This window comes from Roseovarius sp. MBR-51 (assembly GCF_053628575.1).
The window spans coordinates 270,244-295,089 of record NZ_JBRJGQ010000005.1 but is presented as its reverse complement, the minus strand read 5'-3'; the positions used below and the strand labels follow the sequence as shown (position 1 = coordinate 295,089).

Genomic DNA, 24,846 nt, shown 5'->3' with positions numbered 1-24,846 from the left:
TGGAGACTGAAATGAACCTTGCAAGACTGGCGTCAGAGGCAGCTGATCGCGGACGGCCAGTCCGGGCCGGGCTGATTGGGGCGGGCAAATTCGGCTCGATGTTTCTCAGCCAGGTGCCGACCATCGCGGGGCTCGAGGTGACGGCGATTGCGGATCTCGATCCCGCCCGCGCCCGGACTGCCTGCGCTGCCGTCGGTTGGGACGACAGCCGCATTGCCAGCACGGCCTATGTCGAGGATGGTGCAGCCCTTGGGCTGCGGGATGATGTCGATGTGGTGATCGAGGCCACCGGCAACCCGCGCGCCGGGATTATCCATGCGCGCGCCGCCATTGCAGGCGGCAAGCATGTGGTGATGGTGAATGTCGAGGCGGATGTGCTGGCTGGTCCCCTCCTCGCTGCCGAGGCGCGGGCGGCGGGCGTAGTCTATTCCATGGCCTACGGCGATCAACCGGCGCTCGTGTCGGAGATGGTCGATTGGGCGCGCGCCACCGGATTTCACGTCACGGCGGCGGGCAAGGGCACCAAATACCTGCCTGCCTATCATGCCGTCACGCCCGATGACGTCTGGTCGCATTATGGCCTGACCGCGCAAGAGGCGGCCGCAGCGGGGATGAATCCGCAAATGTTCAACTCTTTTCTCGATGGCACCAAGAGCGCCATCGAGATGGTGGCGATTGCCAATGCCTGCGGTCTTGATGTGCCCGACAATGGCCTCAGCTTCCCCCCATGTGGCGTGGATGATCTGGCGCATGTGCTGCGCCCGCGCGCGGTGGGCGGGCAACTGGACCGACGCGGCATGGTTGAAACCGTGTCCTCGCTCGAACGCGACGGGCGGCCTGTATTCCGTGATCTGCGCTGGGGCGTCTATGTGGTGCTCGAGGCCCCCAATGACTATGCCGCAGCCTGTTTCAAACAATACGGCCTGCCAACGGATTCCACCGGGCGCTTTGCGTCGATGTACAAGCCCTTTCATCTGATCGGGCTGGAACTGTCGATTTCCGTCCTGAGTGCCGCGCTGCGCCACGAGCCCACCGGCCAAGCGCGCGAGATGCGCGGCACCGTAGCCTCGGTCGCCAAGCGCCCGCTTACGGCGGGCGAGGTGCTCGATGGCGAGGGCGGCTATACCGTCTGGGGCAAGGCGCTGCCGCTCAGCCGGGCGGGGGCGGCGCTGCCCATTGGTCTGGCCCATGGGGTGCGCTTGACGCGCGACATCGCCGCAGGGGCGGTGTTGATGCTCGACGATGTCGATCTGTCGGGCAACGATGCCGCAACGCTCTACCGCGCCGCCATAGCGGGGTGATTGCGGCTCAGCTCTGGCTGAGATACGCGAGCATCGTATCAGCCCCCGAGACCTTGACCGGCACGCCGTCTGGATTGTCGCGAAAACCGGGCTCGGCAAAGAGGTTTTGGATCACGCCGTCTTCGACGAGCATGGAGTATCGCCAACTGCGCAGGCCCATACCGTTGCTGCTCCGGGCGACCAGCATTCCCATCTTGCGGGTGAATTCGCCATTCCCATCAGGCAGCATGAAAACATTGTTGATGTCGCGCGACGTGGCCCACTGATGCATGACAAAAGCGTCGTTCACAGACAGGCAGATCACACGGTCAATGCCCGCCCTGCGAAAGGCTTCGTAGTGCTGCTCGTAACCGGGCAGATGACTGTCCGAACAGGCGGGCGTGAAGGCTCCGGGCAGAGCGAACAACACGATGCGCTGACCCGGAAAAATATCGGCGCTGGTCAGCACCTTCCATTCGAATGGGTTTGGCCCCTCAAGCGCGTCGTTGCGAATGCGCGTGTGAAAAGTGGCGTCCGGGATGGTGGTCTGGAGTCTCATAATGGTCTTCATGTCCTTGGAGGCGACAGGGTGCCGTTTAAACTCGGGTTGGCCCAACGCGCCTGTGTTCGGCATCAGCTTGTGTTGCGTGTCATGCGGTGCAGGTCACGTCTTCAATAATCTCTGGCGTCCTCTTCGAACAGAGTCAAAAACGATGCCGCCCCGGCGCGGTGCAGCGCATCCTTGGTCATAGGGCGCGGGCCGTGCCGCGCAGAATGCACTCCAGCGGACAGTTGATCCGGAAATGGTCCGCCTTGACCCCGGTGATCAGGTCGGTGAACCGTGCGCCTGCAATCTCGCCGATGCTGCGGGCGGGGATGCGGATCGTGGTCAGACCCGGCTCCATCTCATTCGACCCTTTGAAATCGCCGATACCGATCACTGAAAGATCCTGAGGAACACGCAGCCCGCAGCTTTGCGCGCCATAGATCACCCCTTGGGCAATCACATCATTGCCACACAAGAGCGCGGTCGGGCGGTGCTTGCGTTGCAAGAGCTCCTGCGCCACCTGCTTGGCCTGGGCAATGCTATAGGGCGCCTCCCATTGCCAGTCGTCGACCAGCGGCACACCTTCGGCCAGCAACCGCGCGCGCGCGCCCGAGAGGCGGGCACTGGCCCGGTCATTGCCGTCGGGACGCGGAAACACCAGCCCGATGTCGCGATGCCCAAGGCCAAGCAGATGGTCGGCGGCGATGCGCCCCGCCTCGTGATTGTCCGCCCCGACACATGGCAGCACAGAATCGGGCGCGTAATTCCACAGCGCCATCGCCGGTGTTCCCTGCTGCTGCAATAGCCGCAGACTGGCGTCCGCGTGTTCCAGCCCAACCAGCGCAATACCGTCCACCCGATGCTCCATCAGCTTGCGCATCATCGCATATTCGCGGTCGAGGTCATAGGAATGCGACGCGATGAGGAGGGTAAAACCGGCCCGGTCAATGGAATCGGAAAAGGACTGGATCACTTCTGCAAAGATCGCATGGTCGATGGTCGGCACGATCAAACCGATGGTGGCGTTGCGCCTCCCATGCATCGACTGGGCCGCGCGATTGCGAATGTACCCGAGTTTTTCAACCGCACGGGTGATACGTTTGCGGGTGGCGGGGCTCACCAGACCGGGATGATTGAAACTGCGCGACACGGTCGAAGCTGAGACGCGCGCGGCCTTCGCCACGGCAACGATATCCACTTTTTCGTTAACCTTATCAGACATATAATGCGCCATTTCAGAGATTTTATGAAAACATTTGCATTACTATTTTCATCACTTACCGTAAAAGATCAACCGACGTTCTGAATCGGGGACCGCAACGGGAGGGGCGCGTTGGACTTCATCTACTACTTCGGCGAGGTGTTCACGCCGATGGCCTTCATGCTGCTTGTGGGCGGCACGATCGGCGGGCTGATCCTTGGGGCAACCCCCGGCCTCTCGCCAACAATGGCGGTGGCCCTGCTCATTCCGTTCACCTTTCGGCTTGAACCGGCGCATGGCCTGATCCTTTTGGGGGCGGCCTATACCTCGACGGTCGCCGGCGGTGCCGTTAGCGCGATCCTGCTCAAGATCCCCGGCGCGCCCGCCAATATCGCGACCACGCTGGATGGCCATGCAATGGCGATGCAGGGGCGTGGCGCTGAGGCGTTGCAACTGTCGTTCCTATCCTCGGCTGCGGGGGGTGTTTTTGGCGTTCTTCTGTTGATCTTCCTCACGCCGATGCTCGCCAAATGGGCGCTCGCCTTTGGTCCGTCGCATCTCTTCTGGCTGGCCATTCTGGGCGTGACGGTGATCGGCACCCTAGATACCAATTCCGTGGTCAAGGGTCTCTTGTCCGGCTGCATGGGCATGTGGCTGGCGACCATCGGCTTTGACGATATCATGGGCGCGCAGCGCTTTATCGTTCATCCCGCGCTTGCGGGCGGGATCAGCATCGTGCCCGCGCTCATCGGCCTTTTTGCCATCCCGCAAGTTCTGGCGATGTTCGCGCGTGGGCGTCAGCCGGTCGGCAGCGATGTCATTGCGGTGCAAAAACACCCCATCGGTCTGGCCATGCGCGAGATGATCCGCCGCTGGCGCGCGCTTAGCATCGGCACGGCCATCGGCTCCATCATCGGGCTCATTCCGGGCATCGGGGGACAGATTGCCGGGCTGGTCGCCTATGATCAGGCCAAGAAATTCAGCCCCGAGCATCAGAAATTCGGCAAAGGCCATTCCGAGGGCGTGATCGCCGCCGAAAGCGCCAACAACGCCATGGTCGGCCCCTCTCTGGTGCCGCTCCTGACCCTCTCTGTGCCCGGCAGCCCGACCGCCGCAGTGCTCTTGGGTGGCTTGCTGATCCACGGAATATTTCCGGGCACCGATCTCTTTGACAATCACCCGGACGTGGCTTGGACCTTTATCAACTCGATGCTGATCGGTCAGATTTTGATGTGCATCTTTGGCCTCTATGTGGCTGGTCTGGCCGCGCGTGTGGCGCAGGTGCCGCAATCGGTCATGGCGGCGGTGGTGCTGGGGCTTGCGGTGTTCGGCTCTTACTCGGTTCAGAACTCGATGGGCGATGTCTATGTCATGGCCGCCTTGGGCATCGGAATGTTCTTTCTGGAACGCTTCGGGTTTACCGCTGCGCCGCTCGTGCTCGGTCTCATCCTCGGGCCGATTGCCGAGGCGAATTTCACCCAAGGCTCGATGATCGCCGACGCGGCCGATGGGCGGTTCAGCTATTTCTTTGGCGGCACCCTGAATATGGTCTTGATCCTTATCGTGATTGCCTCGGTGGCCTATTCGGCCTGGATGGAAATCCGCCAACGGCGACAGGACCACGCCGATGAGGCCGAGGCATGAGACAATGGCAGCATGTCATCCCCTCCGGGGCCATCGCGGCCCTTGGTCTCTGGGTCTGCTACGTCAGCTTTACGCAACAACCGGCACAGGCGTTCCTGTTTCCGCGGCTGATTTCCAGCGTCTTTGTCGTGCTGGCGCTCTGGACGTTTGGCAGGGCGCTCCTCGGCCTGTCGCGGGCTGGCACGGGAATTGGCCGCACGATGTTTCTCAACATTCTGCCGGGGCTGATCGTGGCGGTGATCTACATCTTTTGGGCGGCAGAGGCGCTCGGCTTCTACAGCGGCAGCGCACTCGCGTTTTTCGCGCTGCTCAGCCTCTATGATCCCGCGTCCCACGGCGAGGTCAAAAGCTGGGTCCGTCGCATCGTGATCACGGTCGGATTCATCCTCGTGATGTATCTGCTCTTTGCCAAACTGCTCAGCGTGTTCACGCCACGCGGCCTGTTTTTTTAAGACCGCCGGAGCGATCCGGACATTCAAAAACCAACGGAGGAAAAGACCATGACCAAGATACTCAGAGGGCTGGCAACGGCCCTTATGCTCGCGGCGGCCCCCGCTGTTGCGCAGGACTATCCGGACCGCCCCGTGATGATGATGGTCAGCTATGGCGCGGGCGGCGCCACTGATTTTCAGGCGCGGATCGTAACCATGACCGCAGGCAATGAGGACGCGCTTGGCCAGCCCATTGCGATCATCAACAAGCCGGGTGCAGGCGGGCGTGTCGGCTGGAACTGGCTGGCAACACAGGCCGAGGCGGATGGTTATGCCCTTGGCGTCTATAACATCCCGCATTTCATCGCCCAGTCGATTGAGGGCGGCGTCGAATATGGCGCGGACAGTTTTGAACCGATTGCCAACTGGGGGGCTGACCCGGCAGTTTTCATCGTGGGCGCGGACAGCGACTTCAACTCAATGCAGGATGTGGTGGCGTGGGCCAAGGAGAACCCCGGCAAGCTGACCTTTTCGGGGGCTGGCCTCTTCGTAGGCCACCATATCGCAGCCCTGCAACTCGAAGCAGCAGCCGATGTCAAACTGGCCTATATCCCCAACAATTCCGGTGGCGCGGGTGCCATGAAGGCTGTCATAGCCGGCGAGGTGATGGGCGGCGTCAACAACCTCTCGGACGCCTATCGCGCGGCCAACGCGGGCAACGTCAAGATCCTTGGCGTCTTCGACACCGAGCGCAGCACCTTCCTGCCCGATGTTCCCACCTTACAAGAGGCGGGCTATGACATCGACAATTCGAGCGTGAACTATCGCGGCATCATGGTGCCCAAAGGCACGCCGCAAGAGGTGATCGAAAAGCTGGCCCAGGTTGTGCCGACCATGTTCGCCGATCCGGGCGTGGCCAAGCAGATGGAGGCAGGCGGGTCGCCGATGAAGATCATGACCCGTGATGAGGTGATCGAGATGTGGGCCGCCCGCCAGAAAACCCTCGATAAACTTTTGTCTGGCCTTTGATCTGACCACGCGGATCCACCATGCGGGGCGGCCCGCCCGCCCTGCATAAACTCCTGAGGAACAGATGATGACTGCATCCGACGAACTCGCCGCTGTCGAACAGATCATGGCCCGCGCGCGGGCTGCTCAATGTGCCTATGAGGCAGGCGGGTCGCAAGAGCGCTATGACCGGGCGGCGCAGGCGGTGGCTTGGGCGATCATGGAACCTGCCCGCAACCGTGCCTTGGCGGAACTGTCGGTGGCGACCACCGGCATTGGCAATGTGCCGGACAAGATCACCAAGAACCACCGCAAGACCCTTGGCCTCATGCGCGATATCGCAGAGGCCAAGACATTCGGCGTGATCCGTGACGACCCCGCCACCGGCATCACCGAAATCGCGCGTCCCATCGGGGTGATTGGCGCTGTGGTCCCCTCGACCAACCCCGGCGCGACACCTGCGAACAACATCATCAACGCCCTCAAATGCGGCAATGCCGTCGTGCTCTCTCCCTCACCCAAAGGGGTGCCGACCTGCGCGCGCTTGCTCGAGCATATCCATTCCGAATTCGCCAAAATCGGCGCTGATCCCGATCTGGTGCAGATGGTGCCCGCGCCGGGGTCCAAGGCCAAGACTCAGCGCATGCTGGAATTGTCCGATCTGGTCGTCGTCACCGGCAGTCAGGACAATGTGCGCCGCGCCTATACCAGCGGCACCCCCGCGATAGGCGTGGGCGCAGGCAATGTGACCGTGATCGTCGATGAAACCGCTGCTCTGGCCGCCGCCGCCGCCAAGATCGCGGCCTCCAAGACCTTCGACAACGCGACCTCTTGCTCATCTGAGAATGCCGTCGTGGTGGTGGATGCGGTCTATGACGCCTTTGTCGCGGCATTGGCCCGCGAGGGCGGCGCACTGGTTCCCGAGGCGGACTCTGCGGACATCGTGGCGCGTCTCTGGCCCGACGGCCATCTCAGCCGCGCGGTGATCGCACAGGATGCGGACCGCATGATCGAGGCCCTTGGCCTCTCGGGGCGGGTGCCGCAGGGAACCCGCTTTGTCGCGGTGGAAACGCGCGGTATCGGACCGGAGCATCCGCTCTCAGGCGAAAAATTGAGCCTCGTGCTGGCGCTCTATCGGGCCTCGGATTTCGCCGATGCGACCGGGATCGTCGCGCGTATCCTTAACCATCAAGGGGCCGGTCATTCCGTTGGTCTGCACAGCACCCAGGATGACCGCGCGCGCCAATTGGGGGCGACGCTGCCCACCTGCCGGGTGATCGTCAATCAGGCGCATTGCTTTGCCACGGGGGGCGCCTTCAACAACGGTTTGCCCTTTTCGCTGTCGATGGGGTGCGGCAGCTGGGGCGGCAATTCCATCGACGACAACCTCAACTGGCGGCATTTCCTTCAAACAACCAAAATCGTACGGGAAATCCCGTCCAGCGAGCCGACGCTCGACGAGATTTTCGGCGATTACTGGCAGGTGGCCGGACAATGAGGCTGCGGCGCGACACGCCGCCGGAGGGCACGCTGCGCGACTGGATCGACGCCCGCGCCGAGGCGGGTGGCCCGGCCATGTCCTTTCCCGATGAGGGCACGGCAATCGACTGGCCCGAATTGCGCGCCCGCGCCCGCTCGATTGCGGCGCTGTTGACCGCCAAAGGCGTCGCACATGGCGAGAGCGTGGCGATCCTGCAACCCAACGGGCAGGCGGCGATCGAGGCGCTCTACGGTGCCCTTTACGGCGGGTTTCGCGCCACCATGATCAACCTTGTCGCCGGAGCCGAGGCGATTGGCTACGCGCTCGAGCATTCCGGCGCTCGGGTGGCTTTGGTGCATCCCTCCCAGCACGCGATGTTCCAACGGGTCACGTCCGGCGACACCATCACCGCACTCGACATGACCGAACAGGTGCCCTGCAACGGCCTGCATCCGGTCGTGCCCAGTGACCATGCGCTCCTGATGTATACCTCGGGCACGACGGGGCGACCCAAGGGTGTTGTGCATACGCAATCAAGCCTCTTGGCCGGGGGATGGACCACAACCATCGCCCACGACCTCTCGGCCAAGGATACCGGGCTCTGCGTTCTGCCAGTCTATCATATCAACGGGCTTTGTGTGTCCGTCATGGGATCGCTCGTATCAGGGGGGCAACTGGCGATGTGCGAGCGGTTTTCTGCCAGCCGGTTCTGGGCTAAGGCCGCCGAGACGCGCGCAACTTGGTTCTCGGTCGTGCCCACCATCATCTCGCACCTCTTGCATGGCGACACCGCGCCCGATCCCGAAACCCGCGCGCGCCTGCGGTTTGGCCGCTCCGCCTCATCGCCGTTGCCGGTCGAGGTGCACACGGCCTTTGAAGCGCGGTTCGATGTGCCCATCATCGAAACCATGGGCCTGACCGAGACATCCGCGCAAATCCTCTCGAACCCCTTGCCGCCCGCCGCCCGCAAGATCGGCTCTCCGGGGATCGCCTATGGCAATCAGGCCCAAGTGGCGGGGCCGGACATGCGCCCCCTGCCTCCGGGCCAAGAGGGTGAGATTATCGTCAAAGGCCCGAATGTGATGCTGGAATACCTCCGCAATCCCGAGGCCACGCGCGACAGTTTCACCCCTGATGGCTGGCTGCGCACCGGTGATCTCGGGCACAAGGACGCCGAGGGGTATTTCTATGTCACCGGCCGGCTCAAGGAGTTGATCATCAAGGGTGGCGAAAACATCGCCCCCCGCGAGATTGACGAGGTGCTCTACGCCCACCCTGACGTGGTCGAAGCCGCGGCCTTCTCCCGCCCCTGTCCGCAGTACGGTGAACGGGTTGAGGCGGCGGTTGCGGTCACTCCCGGATCTGCCCTGACATCGGATGATCTGATGCAACTTTGCAAGGACAGACTTGGTGCGTTCAAATGCCCGGACCGCATCTATTTTCTCGACGAGTTGCCAAAAGGGCCCTCCGGCAAAATCCAGCGGGTCAAACTCAAGGATCTGCTCAACCCGGAACTTGAACGAAACCCATGAGCTTGGCTGCCGCCGCACAGCGCGACCAGCTTTGATCTTTCAAACGGCTTGATCTGGTCGGAAAACTTTGACACCACTGAATTGCAGTCATTTTCCTTGGGAAATATTGGCTATCTTTGCTGCGGAAAAGGGCAGGAACTGGCATGAGCGGATTACTGGCCCTGTTCGACGACGTTGCGGCCATCGCAAAGCTTGCGGCGTCGCAGCTTGATGATGTCGCCGCGCAAGCCAGCAAAGCCGGAACAAAGGCCGCAGGCGTCGTTATTGATGACGCGGCCGTAACGCCGAAATACGTGACAGGGCTACCTGCCGCGCGCGAACTGCCCATCGTGTGGAAGATCGCGCGGGCGTCCTTTTTCAACAAATTGGTGATCCTGCTACCCGTGGCCTTGCTCTTGGACGCCTTCCTGCCGTGGCTCTTGACACCGCTCCTGATGATCGGCGGTGCCTATCTCTGTTTTGAGGGTGCGGAAAAGGTTTGGCATCTGATCGTCCCACACAAGGATCACGGTCCCCAAGAAGCAACGACACTTGAGGCCGCACACTTGGAAGAGCAGCGGGTAAAAGGGGCCATCAAGACAGATTTCATCCTGTCAGCCGAAATTATGACAATCTCGTTGTCTCAGATCGAGATCGACACATTGTGGATACAGGCCGCCGCATTGGCGGCGGTGGCCATCGGGATCACGGCACTGGTCTATGGGGCCGTGGCCTTGCTGGTCAAGGCAGATGATCTCGGCATTCTGCTCACGGCAAAAGGCCGGTTTGCCCTGACCCGGTCCTTGGGGCGCGGAATTGTCAAATCAATGCCTGCGGTGATGGGCGTGATCGCGACAGTCGGCACGGTTGCGATGCTCTGGGTCGGTGGCAGCATCATCGTCCACGGGGTGCATGACCTTGGCTGGCACCTGCCCTATGAGCAGATCAAGCACATAGCAATGGCCGCTTCAGAGGCTATTGGCTCTGCCCAGGGATTCGTGACCTGGGCTGTGACCGCTGGGCTCGACGGTGTTGTCGGTCTGGCAACCGGATTGGTGCTGATCCCAATCGTGAACCGCGCCGTGGTGCCGGTCACGGGATGGCTCTTTCCTGAAAAGGCATGACCCCTGTCAGGACAAGACCCATCAATCCCGACCCAACACAGGTCGTCTGTCCCAGAGGTCAACTCTTGCGGTTGATATGAACATCGAAGCCCTCCCGCTCGCGACTATAGCCGTCGAAAAAATCGGTGAAGGCGGCAACATCTCTTAAGGGGGATCGTTGTGCACAAGATTGAGTTGCGGCAGGGCCTAATCCAGCAGGACCCGTTCGACTTACCCGGACCCAAGCCCGTCTTCGACCAAAAGTCGCTGTAGGGTGACGATAGCGCTGGCAGAGGCGGCGAACCCGTAGTGGACTTCACCGGTGTTCGAAACGATCTTTGTGTGCCCGCGCGCAGTCTGCGCGTTACGCCCCCTCGACGAAACCCCCGCACCTCTCGTGTGCGCCCGGCCGCGCAAGAGCAACAGAACGCCGGATCAAGATCGTCGGGGCTCTCGGGACACTCGATCCGTTCAAACAGCAAAGACTATGCCAGATCGTCGATGTGCCGCTTGGCAATCCTGATCTGGCTTGATGCGATGACACCCTTCAATGTCTCGGCTCAGACAGCGTTGCCGAACCGGAGTCGGGCGCGTGGATGTGCAATTTCTCTGGTGGTTTTCTTCGGCTCAATGTTGCGTGGATCACTCGTTTTGGGACTGATTGCAGCGTCAACATCCGTCACGAGCGCGTGCCTTGCGGCAATCGACGGCCTCGGACTCGGGGCCTTTACAACACACCGATATCCGCCAGCGCGGCAGAGAGGGCAGGGGGCAGTTTGTCATCCGTGGCCCGCGCGGTTCCAAGATCGGGCGGCGCATCCGATCCCGGCAGATAGCGCCAGCCCTGAAAGGGGCGTTTCTGCGCGGTCGCGGTGCGGATGAGCCCCGGTGCGAGCACGATGGCGCAGCGGCGGATTCCGTCGCTGCCCGTTACCTCATCGAGCCGCAGGATCGGCTGACGGCATTGCACCAGCCCTTGAATGACCCAGTAGATCGAGCCGCCGCTGAGCAATTCAGCCTCGCGCTTCGGCCACATGCGCGTCACATGGCGCGGTAGACCATCCGGACCCTTGGCGCGGGGGTCTTTGTGCCAGTCCTCCAGATCCTCGACCGAGGTGGTGCCGACGCTCAGTTTGATCAGGTGCAGGGTCACGACAAAGAATCTCCACTTCGAGCAGATAGGGTAGTGGAAATGCAGGCAGCTTCAAGCTATTGTGGTTCTCTGCCTGAATTTGGAGAGACCCGTGAGCCGATTTGCCGCCCCGATTGCCGAACAGATCTGGAACATGAAATATCGTTTCAAGACCGAAGACGGTGGCGATGCCAGTGTCGAGGACAGCTGGCGGCGGATTGCGCGCGCCCTGGCGGTGGTTGAGGCCGAGCCGGATGTCTGGGAAGAACGGTTTTACCACGCCTTGGAGGATTTCAAGTTTCTGCCTGCGGGCCGCATTACTGCGGGTGCCGGAACCGCGCGCAAGGTGACGCTGTTCAACTGTTTCGTCATGGGCACGGTCCCCGACGACATGGGCGGCATTTTCGACAACCTGCGCGAAGCGGCGCTGACCATGCAGCAGGGCGGCGGCATCGGCTATGATTTCAGCACGATCCGGCCCAAGGGGGCCGAGGTCAAGGGCGTGTCAGCGGATGCAAGCGGGCCGCTCAGCTTCATGGATGTGTGGGACGCGATGTGCCGCACAATCATGTCGGCAGGCAGCCGCCGGGGCGCGATGATGGCCACCATGCGCTGCGACCATCCCGATATCGAGGCGTTCATCGCCGCAAAATCCGATTCGGCGCGGCTGCGCATGTTCAACCTGTCGGTCTTGATCACCGATGCCTTCATGGAGGCGGTCAAGGCGGATGGCCCGTGGGAGTTGCAGTTTGGTGGCAAGGTCTATCACACCGTTCAGGCGCGCGATCTCTGGAACCGGATCATGCAGGCCACCTATGATTATGCCGAACCGGGCGTGATCTTCATCGACCGCATCAACGCCGCCAACAACCTGAGCTACTGCGAGACCATCGCGGCGACCAATCCTTGCGGCGAACAGCCCCTGCCGCCCTATGGCGCGTGCCTCTTGGGCTCGATCAATCTAGCGCGGCTGGTGGCCGAACCGTTTGCAACTGGCGCGCGGGTGGATGCGGCGGCGTTGGACGATCTCGTGCGCGTGGCCGTGCGCATGATGGACAATGTCGTGGATGTCAGCGGCTTTCCCCTGCCCGCGCAGGCCGCCGAGGCGCAGGCCAAGCGGCGGATCGGGCTGGGCGTGACGGGCCTTGCCGATGCGCTCCTGATGGTCGGGCTGCGCTATGGATCGGACGAGGCTGTGCAGCAGACCGAGGCGTGGCTGCATGCCATCGCGCGGGCAGCCTATCTGGCCTCCGTCGATCTGGCCCGCGAAAAAGGCGCGTTTCCGCTCTTTGACCGCGACGCCTATCTGGCCTCCGGCACGATGCAGGCGATGGACGACGATGTCCGCGCCGCCGTGGCCGCGCACGGCATTCGCAACGCGCTCCTGACCAGCATCGCGCCCACCGGCACCATCAGCCTCTATGCCGGCAATGTCAGTTCCGGGATCGAGCCGGTCTTTGCCTATAGCTACACCCGAAAGGTGCTGCAAAAGGATGGATCGCGCAGCGAGGAAGAGGTGGTCGATTACGCCGTGCAGATGTGGCGCGACCGGATGGGCGATGCCCCTTTGCCCAGCTATTTCGTCAATGCCCAGACCCTGCCGCCCGAGGATCACGTCAAGATGCAGGCGGCGGCGCAGAAATGGGTGGATAGCAGCATCTCCAAAACCATCAACTGCCCGGAGGATATCTCCTTTGAGGCGTTCAAGGATGTGTATCTTCAGGCGTGGAATCTGGGCTGCAAGGGCTGCACCACCTATCGGCCCAACGACGTGACAGGATCGGTGCTGAGCGTATCAGAGACATCGGACAAGGTGCCCGGCGAGACGCGCGGCGATATCCCCGCAACCGGCGGCGAGGTGGTCTATATGTCCGAACCGCTCGACCGGCCCAAGGAGTTGGAAGGTGCCACCTACAAATTGAAATGGCCCGACAGCAACCATGCGATCTACGTCACCGTCAATGACATCGTGCTGAACGGTCATCGGCGACCCTTCGAGGTCTTCATCAACTCCAAGAACATGGAGCATTACGCCTGGACCGTCGCGCTGACACGGATGATCTCAGCGGTGTTCCGGCGTGGCGGCGATGTGTCCTTTGTGGTGGAGGAGCTGAAGGCGGTGTTCGATCCCCGTGGTGGCGCATGGATGCAGGGCAAATATGTGCCCAGTATTCTGGCCGCCATCGGCGGTGTGCTGGAGCAACATTTGGTGCAGATCGGATTCCTTGAGGGCGAAGGCATGGGCCTGAAACAAGACCCTCAGGCGCAGATCGTCGGCATCGACGGAGCCCGCAAAGGCCCCGCTTGCCCCGCCTGCGGCCAATACGACATGCGTATGATCGAAGGCTGCATGACCTGTGGCAGTTGTGGCCACAGCAAATGCTCCGGATGATCAGCGCACCTTTTCGCCCCCCGTCTCAACCGGACTCAACCGAGGCGGCGCTGACACGTGTTATTTGCAATTCACTCAAAAACGCTGTATAACTACCTGAATAAACAAGAATATCCGGGCAGGGTCAGAGAGTATCTCCATGACAAAACCGATGCATAGGGCATTGATCGACTTCGTTCGACCCTTGTTCAGGCGGCCACGTCGGCTTCAGGTCGCGGCACTCTGCTATCGTGAGCACGATGGGCAAAAAGAGGTGTTGCTGATCACATCGCGCGGCACGGGCCGCTGGATCATCCCCAAAGGATGGCCAATCGACGGCAAGGATGCGCCCGGTGCGGCCTTGCAAGAGGCGTGGGAAGAGGCGGGCGTTCGGTCCGGCCGCGTGACGAGCGAGGCCGTAGGGATCTATTGCTATGAAAAGGAACTCTCCACAGGACTGCCGGTGCCTGTGGAAACTCTGGTTTTCGCGATCGAGGTGACCCAGATGCAAGAGGACTATCCCGAAGTCGCTGAACGCCGCCGCAAATGGGTCAGCCCCGGCGCAGCCGCACAGATGGTGCAAGAGCCGCAATTGCAGCAAATCCTGCGTTATATGTAACGATTTTGTTTCAGTTTTGTGACGGAATCGGTTGATGCCGAGGGCGAGGTTCCTTATGCCCGCTGCGAGCCATTCACCGAGGGACAAGCTGTGAGCGAGACGCAAAACGACGCCAACCACCTTGAAACCCTCGACCGGGATCTCCAGCGGTTTTCCCATCTGGAAACAGCAACGCAATACGTCGCCCGTCCGATGGTGGCACCCGGCATCGCGCTGGCCTTCATCGTTGTAACAGGCCTCGCGGCGGCGGTGTTCTTTGGCGCGTTTCCGATCAACTTTGTGGTGATCGCGGCGGCGGTCTTCGGGGCCTATATGGCGCTGAACATCGGTGCCAATGACGTGGCCAACAATATGGGCCCCGCAGTGGGTGCCAACGCGCTGACGCTTGGCGGTGCCATTACGATTGCGGCGATTTTCGAAACTCTCGGCGCACTGCTTGCGGGCGGTGATGTGGTCTCGACCATTTCCAGTGGAATCATCGACCCGGTGACCGTCGCCGATGCGCAGGTCTTTATCTGGGCGATGATGGCGGCGCTGATTTCAGCGGCTCTGTGGATCAACCTTGCCACATGGATCGGCGCACCTGTCTCGACCACGCATTCCGTGGTCGGTGGGGTGATGGGCTCTGGGATTGCCGCCGCCGGATTGTCCGCCGTGAACTGGACCACGATGAGCGCGATTGCGGCCTCATGGGTGATTTCGCCGGTGCTTGGCGGTGTGATTGCGGCGCTTTTCCTTGCGCTGATCAAATCGCGGGTCATTTACCGCGACGACAAGATTGCCGCCGCGCGTTTCTGGGTGCCGATCCTGATCGGGATCATGGTCGGGGCATTCTCAACCTATCTGGCGCTGAAAGGGCTGAGCCGGGTCGTCAAGATCGAACTTGGCACCGCGGCTACGGTCGGTCTGGGACTGGGTGTGATCGCATGGATCGTTACAATCCCGTTGATCAAACGGCAGTCACAGGGGCTGGAAAATCGCAACAAATCTCTCAAGGTGCTCTTCGGCGTGCCATTGGTCATTTCAGCGGCTCTTCTTAGCTTTGCGCATGGAGCCAATGACGTCGCAAATGCCGTGGGCCCGCTGGCGGCCATTGTCCATGCCGCAGAGTATGGCACCATCACGGCAAAGGTGTCGATCCCGCTTTGGGTCATGATTGTTGGTGCGTTTGGAATCTCCTTTGGTCTCTTCCTCTTCGGCCCCAAACTCATTCGCATGGTCGGGTCGCAGATCACCAAACTGAACCCGATGCGCGCCTATTGTGTGGCCCTGTCGGCCGCATTCACCGTCATTGTCGCAAGTTGGCTTGGCCTGCCAGTCTCTTCGACCCATATCGCGGTCGGTGGGGTGTTTGGCGTTGGCTTCTTTCGTGAATGGGATGCGGAACGCCGCCTGCGCAATAACAAGATGACGACTCAACCCGAATTGCGCATCGCGCCCGAAGAGCGCCGGCGGCGCAAACTGGTGCGCAGATCGCATTTCATGACCATTATCGCGGCCTGGGTGATCACGGTTCCCGCTGCGGCATTGGTTTCGGCGGTGGTGTTTCTTGCGTTGAACAGCCTGCCCGTCTAAAGCAATTTCAGAACACGGTGCCGGACGTCTTCGCTCTGTGAGTGCGCCAAACTATCCGCAACCGCGCTGCGACGGACGTTGGACGATAGCCCCCAACGGACGCGCCAGCGCCGCACACGTCGCTTTCACCCGCTCTTGATCCCCCGCGATGGCATCGTTCATTGCAGACGCGCCCCGGACCGTTGATCCTGAACCCATCAGAGAACCTCGTCTGAAAGGATCAGTCCAATGCGTCCTCTCCTGCCGCTTCTCGCCACGACAACCCTTGCCGTTGCTTCGCCCGCCATCGCCGAAACCCCGCGAACGGCGTTTCAACAGCCCGTTCTCATCACCTTTGACGCCTCGAGTGACACGCCCACCGCCCACCTCTCGACCCAGAATCGCCCGGCGCTCGGCAGTTCCGCCAATTGGACCGGCTTTTACATTGGCGGTCAGCTTGGCGTAGGCGTTGTCGATAGCGACATCTCCAGCAACGATGAGGATTTCATCGGCGGTGTCACCTTTGGCTATGACCATGATTTCGGTCGTTGGGTGCTCGGGGGGGCGCTAGATTACGACTTCGCCGACATCAACGCTGGTCCCGCCACCTCGATCGAGGAAATCTTTCGCCTGAAATTGCGCGGCGGCCCCAAGATCGGCAACGGCCTGCTCTATGGCGCGGCCGGTTGGGCCAATGCCGATACCGACAACGCCGGGAGCGATGATGGCTGGTTCATCGGCGCGGGCTACGAATATCTGGTCTCCAGTCAGTTTTCCGTGGGTGGCGAAGTGCTCTATCACGAGTTCGACAACTTCAACTCGACCGGCAACGATGTCGAGGCCACCACGATACAGGTCCGCGCCACTTTCCGCTTCTGATCGGCAGGGTCGCGCGGTCAATCGGGCGGGCGCGTCCTCCAGCGCGTCCGCCTACATGCCTTCAAGGGGCGCGGTGGAGGTATTCAACAGAGGGTTGCGTTTTCGACACATTGCCCTGCAAAAATCCGCCGAAAATTCTTTATTATCAGCATTTCCTTGCCACTTGTAGGCGTATGGCCCGGTTGACGCGGTGGCATCCTTGTTCTGCAAGGCAAGAGGACCGATATGTATCGAGACGGAAGCAACCGTTTGTCTCCGGGCCGCCTCTCCTCCCTCGGCCCGGTCGACATAAACTGATCGAAAGGAAACCAAGATGCTGAAAACAACCACAGCGCTCATGACCGCAACCGCCCTGCTGGCTGCCCCGGCCTTCGCTGGCAACGTGCAAGAGCCCGTCGCCGAACCCGTAATCGCGACCCCCGTTGCACCCCCGGCCCCGACCAGCCCGAACTGGACCGGTTTTTACGGTGGTGGCCAGATTGGCTACGGTGATGTTGACACCAGCGCAGCCGGCGTCGATGGCGACGGTCTGATTGGTGGTGTGATCGCCGGTTACGACTATGACTTCGGCAACAACTGGGTCGTCGGCGCAGGCCTCGACTATGACTTCGCCGACATCGACCTCGCCGGCGCGGCGTCGCTCGAAGAAGTCTTCCGTGCCAAGGCGCGCGCCGGTTACAAAATCGGCAACGGTCTGCTCTACGGGACTGGCGGCTACGCTTGGGCGGACACCGATACGTTCGGTGATGATGACGGCTACTTCGTCGGTGCAGGCTACGAGCACATGGTCACCCAAAACGTCTCGCTGGGTGGCGAGGTCCTCTATCACCAGTTCGACGACTTCGGCACCTCGGGTGCAGATGTCGATGCGACCACTGTTCAGGCGCGGGCGTCTTTCCGCTTCTGAATCCGGTCCGACACCAAAGTTAGAGGGCGGCCCATTGGGTCGCCCTTTCTAGTCCCGCACGACAGTACGGTGAGACCGCACATTCGTACAGCGCCGTTAAACTTCAGTCCAGATCGAGCCGCTGTTTCAACGCCTTCAGCGTGTGCCGGTCGGTGGCCTCCATCGGGGCCACCCGAGACTTGAAGAGTGTCGCCTGCGATTTCAGGATCAGGCCATCTTCCAATATTTTCAAATGGTTAGCCCGCAGCGTGTCACCGGTCGACGTGATATCCGCAATCGCCTCGGCAGTTTCGTTTTTGACTGTGCCCTCGGTGGCACCCTGACTATCGACCAGTTGATAATCCGCCACCCCGTTTTCACGCAGGAAGTCCCGCACCAATCGATGATACTTCGTTGCAATTCTCAAACGAAATCCGTGCTTTAGCCGAAACGCGGCGGCGGCCGCATCAAGGTCGTCCAAGTGGCTCACATCCACCCAACACCGCGGCACAGCAAGCACCAGATCGGCCTGCCCAAACCCCAGTTCCGCCAGTTCCGCCACCTGATTTTGCCATTGTCCCAGCTTTTCTCGGATCAGGTCGGTTCCCGTAACGCCCAAATGAATGCGCCCTGCGGCCAACTCGCGCGGAATCTCTCCTGCGGACAAAAGGATTAGCTCAACATTATCAATACCTTGGACAAATCCCGCATATTCACGATCTGATCCGGACCGCCCCAGCGTGATGCCGTGTCTGGCGAACCAGTCAAAGGTTTTTTCCATCAACCGCCCCTTGGACGGCACTCCGAGTTTCAGGGTCATGCGGCACCCCCAAGGTTCAGAACCAACCCCGGACGGATCACCCCACCCACGGCCGGAATCTCGCGGCCCCGACCCAACTGCCGGGTTAGCGCATCATAGCGTCCGCCAGTGGCGATAGGAGGCAGGTCAGGCCGATTTTCTGCATAAAAACCAAAGACAAAGCCGTCATAGTATTCCATCTGAGTACGTCCGTAACTGGCCTCAAAATCCAGTTTCGTGATGTCGATTCCGCGCTCTGTCATCGCCTCCAGACGCCGCCCCAGACGGTCTACAGCCCCTTGGATCGCGGGCATGTCCACCGCAATGTCGCGTAGCCGCTCTAGCGCGTTGTCACTGGTTTCGCGTACCGCAAGAATGGCGTCCAACAACTGCACTTCAGAGGCAGAAATCGGCCCCGCCGTCGCATCCTCTCGTAACGCATTGATTCGGCTTGCTATTTCATCCGGCCCCCGTAGCCCGATCAGTGGTTCGATCCCGGCCATTGGCTCTGCCGTCGCCAAGAGCGCGACGCGTGGTTCGGGCACCACAGCCCGCCCCGAGAACCGATCCATCAAGGCTCGAAACCGCCGTGGTCGCCAAATGTGCCGCCTCAGGGCCGCCTTGCGCCGATCCGTGGTGCGCAGCCCGTCTACAGCAGCCATTAGTATCCCGATATCCCCCGTTGCCGCGCGCAAACCAAGTGGCCGCAGTATTTTGAAAAACATAGAGAAAACCTCTGTGTCCGCCGCCTCTGGCGCATTGCGCTCAAAGATCTCATAGCCGACTTGGATATACTCATTGGCTCGTTGAGCGTCCTCTTCCTGACGCCGAAAAACCTCGCCGGAATAGGTATAGCGCGCAGGCTCGGCACCATGCTCCATATGCATCTGCACCACCGGCACGGTGAAATCAGGGCGCAGCATCTGCTCGCCGCGCAGCGCGTCCGAGGTCACATAGGCCCGCGCGCGAATATCCTCGCCGTAAAGGTCCAAGAGAACCTCGGCCGGTTGCAAGACAGAGGTTTCCACCGGCAGCGCGCCCGCCGTTTCAAAGAGCGCGCGCAGGCGCGCAGCCTCGGCCCGGATTGCGGCACGTTCCGGCATCAGCTTTGCTCCGAGAGAATTTCGCGAACCTTGTCCACCAACCCGGCGCGCGGCACCTCATATTGGCTGGGGCGCTCCTTCCATTCCTCAACCGTCGCATTTTCGGCAATCAGCGCCCCAAGGATCAGGTCCTTGATCTGCACCACGCCTTTCTCGAATTCATCACCCCCGGCAATAACTGCCACCGGAGAGCCGCGCCGGTCAGCATATTTCATCTGATTGCCAAAATTCTTGGGGTTGCCGAGATACACCTCGGCGCGAATGCCCGCCTGCCGCAGTTCGCCCACCATCGCCTGATAGTCGGCCATCAGCTCGCGGTCCATCACTGTCACAACCACCGGCCCCCGCTCTGCCCCGCCGATCTTGCCCTTGGCATGCAGCGCCGCAAGCAGGCGATCCACCCCGATGGACACCCCTACCGCCGGCACCTGCTGCCCGGTAAAGCGCGCGACGAGGTCATCATAGCGCCCGCCGCCCGCCACGCTGCCAAACTGGCGCGGGCGGCCTTTTTCGTCGAGGATTTCAAAGGTGAGTTCCGCCTCGAACACCGGGCCGGTATAATAGCCGAGACCGCGCACGACGGACGGGTCGATCACGATCCGGTCGGGGCCATAGCCTTGGGCTTCCAGTAGCGTGGCGATTTCTTCGAGTTCGTTGACGCCTTGGGTGCCGATGTCCGAGCCCCCAACTGCGGCGCGCAGGTTGGTCAAGGTGGCAACGGTATCGCCGCCCTTGGATGTCAGAAAGGCCAACACCGGCGCAGCTTGGCCGTCACCCAACCCAACCCCGTCGATATAAGCGCCAGAGGCATCGAGCCGCCCCTTGCCCAGCAACTCGCGCACGCCCGACTCGCCCACCTTGTCAAACTTGTCGATCGTGCGCAGGACGGCGGCCTGTTGGTCAGGGTCAGTGACGCCCGTCGCCTCCAACACCCCATTCAGCACCTTCCGGTTATTCACCCGCACCACATAATCGCCGCGCGGGATGCCCACCTCTTCCAGCGCATCGGCCAGCATCGCGCAAATCTCGGCATCCGCCGCCATGCTGGCCGTGCCTACCGTATCCGCATCGCATTGATAAAACTGACGAAAACGCCCAGGCCCCGGCTTTTCGTTGCGCCAGACCGGTCCCATGGCATAGCGCCGATAGGGCGTAGGCAGATCGTTGCGATGCTGCGCATAAACCCGCGCCAAAGGGGCTGTCAGGTCATACCGCAGCGCCAGCCATTTCTCGTCCTCATCCTGCCAGGCAAAGACCCCCTCATTGGGCCGGTCCACATCGGGCAGAAACTTGCCCAAGGCCTCGACCGTCTCCACCGCGCTCGATTCCAGAGCGTCAAACCCATAGCGATGATAGACCCCGGCAATTGCATTCAGCATCGCGGCGCGCGTCGTCACCTCGGCACCGAAATAATCGCGGAACCCTTTGGGCGTTTCGGCCTTGGGGCGGGGCTCTTTTTTGGGCTTGGCCATGGCATGCGTCCTTGCGGCATCTGTCGTGGCGCGGTCTAGCCCAAGGGCCGCGCCGGGGCAAGGCGGCTGCGCGATTGACCAGCAGCGCTCCCCGGCGTAGAGCGAGCATATGACCGATATTGAAGAAAAACTGGCCCACCTGATCCGCACGGTCGATGACCTGTCGGATGTCATCGCGCGCCAAGACCGTGAGATTGACCGCCTGCGCGTGCGGGTCGAGATGCTGCTCGCTCGCGAAGCGGCTAGGCAGGGCGAAAGCGACGGCGGCGTGATCCTGGGCGACGAGCGCCCGCCGCATTATTAGATTTCTTCCACCATCACCACCCCAGTCAGGCTCTTGATTGCACCCTTGATCTGCGGCGTCACAGGATATTCCGTGCCGCTGTCAATTTCCACCTCGCCGGGCAGGTCCGCCCCCATCAGGCAGAAATGGATCGGACCGGGGCGCGCGCCGCGCGCCGATTGGCTGGCCCCCTGCAACACTGCAGCAACCGACCCAATCGCCCCCGGCTGATCCACGAAAATCCGCAGGCCCACAGCACCCGCCCCGGCCACCATCCCATCAATTGGCTGCACCGCGCGGCAGAGCAATTTCAACTGATCCGCCTCCATCGTGGCCTCGGCGGTGATCACCACCTGTGCGCCCGTCTCGAGAAACTCGCGGCACTTCTCGAGCGTATCTGAGAATATCGTCACCTCGAAGCTGCCGGTGGTATCGCTGAGCTGCGCAAAGGCAAAGCGGTTGCCGCGGGCCGATTTCCGCTCTTGCCGCCCGGCCACAACCCCGGCCATCTTGACGAGTGACGGACCGCGTTCGGCCTGCGCTGTCACCTCGTCCAGCGTCTTGACGTCCTGCCGCCGCAGCACAGTCATGTAATCGTCAAGCGGATGCCCAGAGAGGTAAAAGCCCACGGACTTGAATTCCTCGGTCAGTCGTTCGGCGGGCAGCCAATCGTCAACGGGCGCAAGGCGCGGCTCGGGCAGATCATCTCCCGCCTCGCCAAAGAGCGAGACTTGGCTGGAATTCTTCTGCTCGTGGATCGCCGCTGAATAGCTCATCAGCGCCTCGATGCTTTCGAACACGCGGCGGCGGTTGCGGTCGAGCGCGTCAAACGCCCCGGCACGGGCCAGCATTTCCAACGGGCGCTTGCCCACCCGCTTGAGATCGACCCGCTGCGCCACATCGTAGAGCGTGGCAAAGGGTTTCCCGCCCCGCCCCGCCGTTATCAGCTTCATGGCCTCAACACCCACATTCTTGAGCGCGCCAAGGCCATAATGCAGCACGCCATCGCGCACGTCGAACGTGGCCTCGGAGCGGTTGACGCAAGGGGCGGCCCAAGGCAGGCCCAGCCCCTTTTTCACCTCTTGGAAATACACCGCCAGCTTGTCGGTCAGGTGAATATCGCAATTCATCACACCGGCCATGAACTCGACCGGGTGATTGGCCTTGAGCCATGCGGTTTGATAGCTGACCACTGCATAGGCCGCCGCGTGGGATTTGTTGAATCCGTAGTTGGCGAATTTCTCGAGCAGGTCAAAGACCTCGCTTGCCTTTTTCTTGTCGACGCCATTCTCCATCGCGCCCTTCTCGAATTTCGGGCGTTCCTTGGCCATTTCTTCTGCGATCTTCTTGCCCATGGCGCGGCGCAAGAGGTCGGCACCACCGAGGGAATAGCCCGCCATGACCTGCGCGATCTGCATCACCTGTTCCTGATAGACGATGATGCCTTGAGTTTCCTCGAGAATATGGTCAATCGACGGGTGGATCGACTCGAGTTCCTTGAGGCCATTCTTCACCTCGCAATAGGTCGGAATATTCTCCATCGGGCCGGGACGATAGAGCGCCACAAGCGCCACGATATCCTCGATGCAGGTGGGTTTCATGCGCTTGAGCGCATCCATCATGCCGCTGGATTCCACTTGGAACACTGCAACCGTCTTGGCGCTGGCATAAAGCCGATAGGATTTTTCGTCATCGAGCGGGATCGCGCCGATGTCGAATTCAAACCCCCTCGGAGGCTGGTATAACTCGGTCCCATCCGCCGCTACATTCAGAGAACGGCCCGTCTTGCGGATCATGTCGACCGCGTTCTGGATCACCGTCAGGGTCTTGAGGCCAAGAAAGTCGAATTTGACCAGCCCGGCCTGCTCCACCCATTTCATGTTGAATTGCGTGGCAGGCATGTCCGAACGCGGGTCTTGATAAATCGGCACCAGTTCATCGAGTGGCCGGTCGCCAATCACAACACCTGCGGCATGGGTTGAGGCATTGCGCAAAAGCCCTTCGACCTGTTGGGCATAGGTCAGGAGGCGGTCAACAACCTCTTCGTTCTTGGCCTCTTCGCGCAGACGCGGTTCGTCGGCCAAGGCTTTTTCGATGCTCACCGGTTTGACGCCTTCGACCGGTATCATCTTGGACAGGCGGTCCACCTGCCCATAGGGCATTTGCAACACGCGGCCGATGTCGCGCACGGCGGCCTTGGACAAGAGGGCCCCAAAGGTTATGATCTGTCCAACCCGGTCGCGACCGTATTTTTCCTGCACGTATTGGATCACCTCCTCGCGACGATCCATGCAAAAGTCGATGTCAAAGTCGGGCATGCTGACCCGCTCCGGATTCAAGAACCGCTCAAACAGCAAGGAGTAGCGCAATGGGTCAAGATCGGTGATCGTCAACGCATAGGCCACCAGGCTGCCCGCACCCGAGCCCCGCCCCGGACCGACCGGAATATCGTGCTCCTTGGCCCATTTGATGAAATCGGCCACGATCAGGAAATAGCCGGGAAAGCCCATGCCCTCGATGATGCCAAGCTCGAATTCGAGCCGTTTCTCATATTCTTCAACTGGGGCGGCATGGGGGATGACGGCCAAGCGTGACTGGAGTCCGGCGCGCGCCTGCCGACGCAATTCCTCGACTTCGTCATCGGCGAATTTTGGCAGAATCGGATCACGCTTATAGCAACCAAAGGCGCAGCGCTTGGCAATCTCGACAGAATTCTCCAACGCTTCTGGCAGGTCGGCAAAGAGGGCGGCCATTTCGTCCTGGCTCTTGAAGTAATGCTGTGGGGTCAAACGACGGCGCGGCGCGCTTTGATCGACATAGGCGCCATCTGCCACGCAGAGCATGGCATCATGCGCCTCGTACATGTCCGATTTCGGGAAATAGACATCGTTGGTGGCGACAAGCGGCAGGCCCATGGCATAGGCCATCTCGATCAACCCACGCTCGGTCAGGCGCTCGGCCTCGGGCGCGCGCCCGTCACCGGGATGACGCTGCAACTCGACATAGAGCCGGTCGCCGAACGCCTGCGCCAACCGCTGCATCAGCGCCTCCGCCGCTGGACGCTGGCCAGCCTGCAAGAGACGCCCCACCGGACCGTCTGGTCCGCCGCTCAGGCAGATCACCCCCTCGGCATGGCGCTCCATTTCGCTCAGGGTCACATGCGGCAGGCTGCCGTCGCCCCGCAGGTAGAGGCAAGAGTTGAGCTTCATCAGGTTCTCATAGCCGCGCTCGCTCTGCGCCAGAAGGACTATGGGCGCAGGCGGTTTGGCACGTTCACCGGGGGCGAGGCTGAGATAGGCCAGATCGACCTGACAGCCCATGATCGGCTGCACGCCAGCCCCCTGCGCACTGACGGAAAACTCTAGCGCGGCAAACATGTTGTTGGTGTCAGTCACAGCCACGGCGGGCATGCCGGCGGCCACACAGAGACCGGGCAGCTTCTTGAGCCGCATCGCCCCTTCCAGCAGGGAATATTCGGTATGCACCCGCAGGTGGATGAATCGGGGATCAGCGCTCATGCCCGCCACCCTAGCGCCGGTCGCG

20 protein-coding genes and 1 pseudogene are annotated in these 24,846 nt (G+C 61.3%); 14 read left to right on the top strand and 7 right to left on the bottom strand.

The window, feature by feature from the left end; all coding sequences use genetic code 11:
• Nucleotides 1–11 precede the first annotated feature (11 nt).
• Nucleotides 12–1,301, top strand: a complete 1,290-nt coding sequence (locus tag ACSSVY_RS09630) for an NAD(P)H-dependent oxidoreductase (RefSeq protein ID WP_454269334.1) — start codon at nucleotides 12–14, stop codon at nucleotides 1,299–1,301.
• Nucleotides 1,302–1,308: 7 nt separating this feature from the next.
• Here ACSSVY_RS09630 and ACSSVY_RS09625 read toward each other — a convergent pair whose 3' ends face one another.
• Together ACSSVY_RS09625 and ACSSVY_RS09620 are read right to left on the bottom strand one after the other, a co-directional pair.
• Nucleotides 1,309–1,839, bottom strand: a complete 531-nt coding sequence (locus ACSSVY_RS09625; protein WP_454269333.1) for a redoxin family protein — start codon at nucleotides 1,837–1,839, stop codon at nucleotides 1,309–1,311.
• A 187-nt stretch (nucleotides 1,840–2,026) separates the two neighbouring features.
• Complete coding sequence (locus ACSSVY_RS09620) at nucleotides 2,027–3,049, bottom strand: LacI family DNA-binding transcriptional regulator (protein ID WP_454269332.1); 1,023 nt, start codon at nucleotides 3,047–3,049, stop codon at nucleotides 2,027–2,029.
• Nucleotides 3,050–3,160: 111 nt separating this feature from the next.
• Between ACSSVY_RS09620 and ACSSVY_RS09615 the strand changes: the two genes are divergently transcribed.
• The 7 genes and pseudogenes from ACSSVY_RS09615 to ACSSVY_RS09585 all read left to right on the top strand — a co-directional run.
• On the top strand, nucleotides 3,161–4,672 hold the full coding sequence (locus ACSSVY_RS09615) for a tripartite tricarboxylate transporter permease (protein WP_454269331.1): 1,512 nt from the start codon (nucleotides 3,161–3,163) through the stop codon (nucleotides 4,670–4,672).
• Nucleotides 4,669–5,124, top strand: coding sequence for a tripartite tricarboxylate transporter TctB family protein (locus tag ACSSVY_RS09610; protein WP_296629376.1), 456 nt, complete (start codon nucleotides 4,669–4,671; stop codon nucleotides 5,122–5,124). Before ACSSVY_RS09615 ends, ACSSVY_RS09610 begins: the two co-directional genes overlap by 4 nt.
• A gap of 48 nt (nucleotides 5,125–5,172) precedes the next feature.
• Nucleotides 5,173–6,132, top strand: coding sequence for a tripartite tricarboxylate transporter substrate binding protein (locus ACSSVY_RS09605; RefSeq protein WP_454269330.1), 960 nt, complete (start codon nucleotides 5,173–5,175; stop codon nucleotides 6,130–6,132).
• Between the two features lie 67 nt (nucleotides 6,133–6,199).
• Complete coding sequence (gene sauS / locus ACSSVY_RS09600; RefSeq protein ID WP_454269329.1) at nucleotides 6,200–7,609, top strand: acylating sulfoacetaldehyde dehydrogenase; 1,410 nt, start codon at nucleotides 6,200–6,202, stop codon at nucleotides 7,607–7,609.
• Nucleotides 7,606–9,123, top strand: coding sequence for an AMP-binding protein (locus ACSSVY_RS09595; RefSeq protein WP_454269328.1), 1,518 nt, complete (start codon nucleotides 7,606–7,608; stop codon nucleotides 9,121–9,123). Before sauS ends, ACSSVY_RS09595 begins: the two co-directional genes overlap by 4 nt.
• 143 nt (nucleotides 9,124–9,266) lie before the next feature.
• Nucleotides 9,267–10,226 carry a DUF808 domain-containing protein gene (locus tag ACSSVY_RS09590; protein WP_454269327.1) on the top strand — a complete coding sequence of 320 codons (960 nt, stop codon included), beginning with the start codon at nucleotides 9,267–9,269 and terminating at the stop codon, nucleotides 10,224–10,226.
• Nucleotides 10,227–10,706: 480 nt separating this feature from the next.
• Nucleotides 10,707–10,892 (top strand): annotated as a pseudogene (locus tag ACSSVY_RS09585) (MFS transporter); the annotation flags it as partial.
• Nucleotides 10,893–10,932: 40 nt separating this feature from the next.
• Here the strand turns inward: ACSSVY_RS09585 and ACSSVY_RS09580 are convergent.
• Nucleotides 10,933–11,358, bottom strand: coding sequence for a DUF1489 family protein (locus ACSSVY_RS09580; protein ID WP_454269326.1), 426 nt, complete (start codon nucleotides 11,356–11,358; stop codon nucleotides 10,933–10,935).
• Nucleotides 11,359–11,449: 91 nt separating this feature from the next.
• On the opposite strand from ACSSVY_RS09580, the gene ACSSVY_RS09575 reads away from it, so the two are divergent.
• From ACSSVY_RS09575 to ACSSVY_RS09555, 5 genes are all read left to right on the top strand, one after another.
• The gene (locus ACSSVY_RS09575; RefSeq protein ID WP_454269325.1) at nucleotides 11,450–13,729 is read left to right on the top strand and encodes an adenosylcobalamin-dependent ribonucleoside-diphosphate reductase; all 2,280 of its coding nucleotides are present in this window, start codon (nucleotides 11,450–11,452) and stop codon (nucleotides 13,727–13,729) included.
• 139 nt (nucleotides 13,730–13,868) lie between these two features.
• On the top strand, nucleotides 13,869–14,327 hold the full coding sequence (locus tag ACSSVY_RS09570; protein ID WP_454269324.1) for an NUDIX hydrolase: 459 nt from the start codon (nucleotides 13,869–13,871) through the stop codon (nucleotides 14,325–14,327).
• A gap of 192 nt (nucleotides 14,328–14,519) precedes the next feature.
• Nucleotides 14,520–15,902, top strand: coding sequence for an inorganic phosphate transporter (locus ACSSVY_RS09565; RefSeq protein ID WP_454269375.1), 1,383 nt, complete (start codon nucleotides 14,520–14,522; stop codon nucleotides 15,900–15,902).
• A 228-nt stretch (nucleotides 15,903–16,130) separates the two neighbouring features.
• Complete coding sequence (locus ACSSVY_RS09560) at nucleotides 16,131–16,760, top strand: outer membrane protein (protein ID WP_454269323.1); 630 nt, start codon at nucleotides 16,131–16,133, stop codon at nucleotides 16,758–16,760.
• Between the two features lie 313 nt (nucleotides 16,761–17,073).
• Nucleotides 17,074–17,667: an outer membrane protein gene (locus ACSSVY_RS09555; protein ID WP_454269322.1), complete on the top strand. Its 594-nt coding sequence runs from the start codon at nucleotides 17,074–17,076 to the stop codon at nucleotides 17,665–17,667.
• 103 nt (nucleotides 17,668–17,770) lie between these two features.
• On the opposite strand, the gene hisG is transcribed toward ACSSVY_RS09555, so the two are convergent.
• Genes hisG through hisS form a run of 3 tightly spaced genes read right to left on the bottom strand, consistent with a single transcriptional unit; the run spans nucleotide 17,771 to nucleotide 21,020 of the window.
• A complete protein-coding gene (hisG, locus tag ACSSVY_RS09550) occupies nucleotides 17,771–18,466 on the bottom strand; it encodes an ATP phosphoribosyltransferase (protein ID WP_045681787.1) in 696 nt (231 codons plus the stop codon).
• Nucleotides 18,463–19,548 (bottom strand): ATP phosphoribosyltransferase regulatory subunit, encoded by a 1,086-nt coding sequence (locus ACSSVY_RS09545; protein WP_454269321.1) that lies wholly within the window; start codon nucleotides 19,546–19,548, stop codon nucleotides 18,463–18,465. Before ACSSVY_RS09545 ends, hisG begins: the two co-directional genes overlap by 4 nt.
• On the bottom strand, nucleotides 19,548–21,020 hold the full coding sequence (gene hisS / locus ACSSVY_RS09540; protein ID WP_454269320.1) for a histidine--tRNA ligase: 1,473 nt from the start codon (nucleotides 21,018–21,020) through the stop codon (nucleotides 19,548–19,550). The genes ACSSVY_RS09545 and hisS overlap by 1 nt, the downstream gene beginning before the upstream one ends.
• Before the next feature lie 109 nt (nucleotides 21,021–21,129).
• Here hisS and ACSSVY_RS09535 point away from each other — a divergent pair, with 109 nt between their 5' ends.
• Nucleotides 21,130–21,324, top strand: coding sequence for a SlyX family protein (locus tag ACSSVY_RS09535; RefSeq protein WP_454269319.1), 195 nt, complete (start codon nucleotides 21,130–21,132; stop codon nucleotides 21,322–21,324).
• Here the strand turns inward: ACSSVY_RS09535 and dnaE are convergent.
• The gene (gene dnaE, locus ACSSVY_RS09530; RefSeq protein ID WP_454269318.1) at nucleotides 21,321–24,821 is read right to left on the bottom strand and encodes a DNA polymerase III subunit alpha; all 3,501 of its coding nucleotides are present in this window, start codon (nucleotides 24,819–24,821) and stop codon (nucleotides 21,321–21,323) included. The two genes, ACSSVY_RS09535 and dnaE, sit on opposite strands and share 4 nt — an antisense overlap.
• Nucleotides 24,822–24,846: the final 25 nt, after the last annotated feature.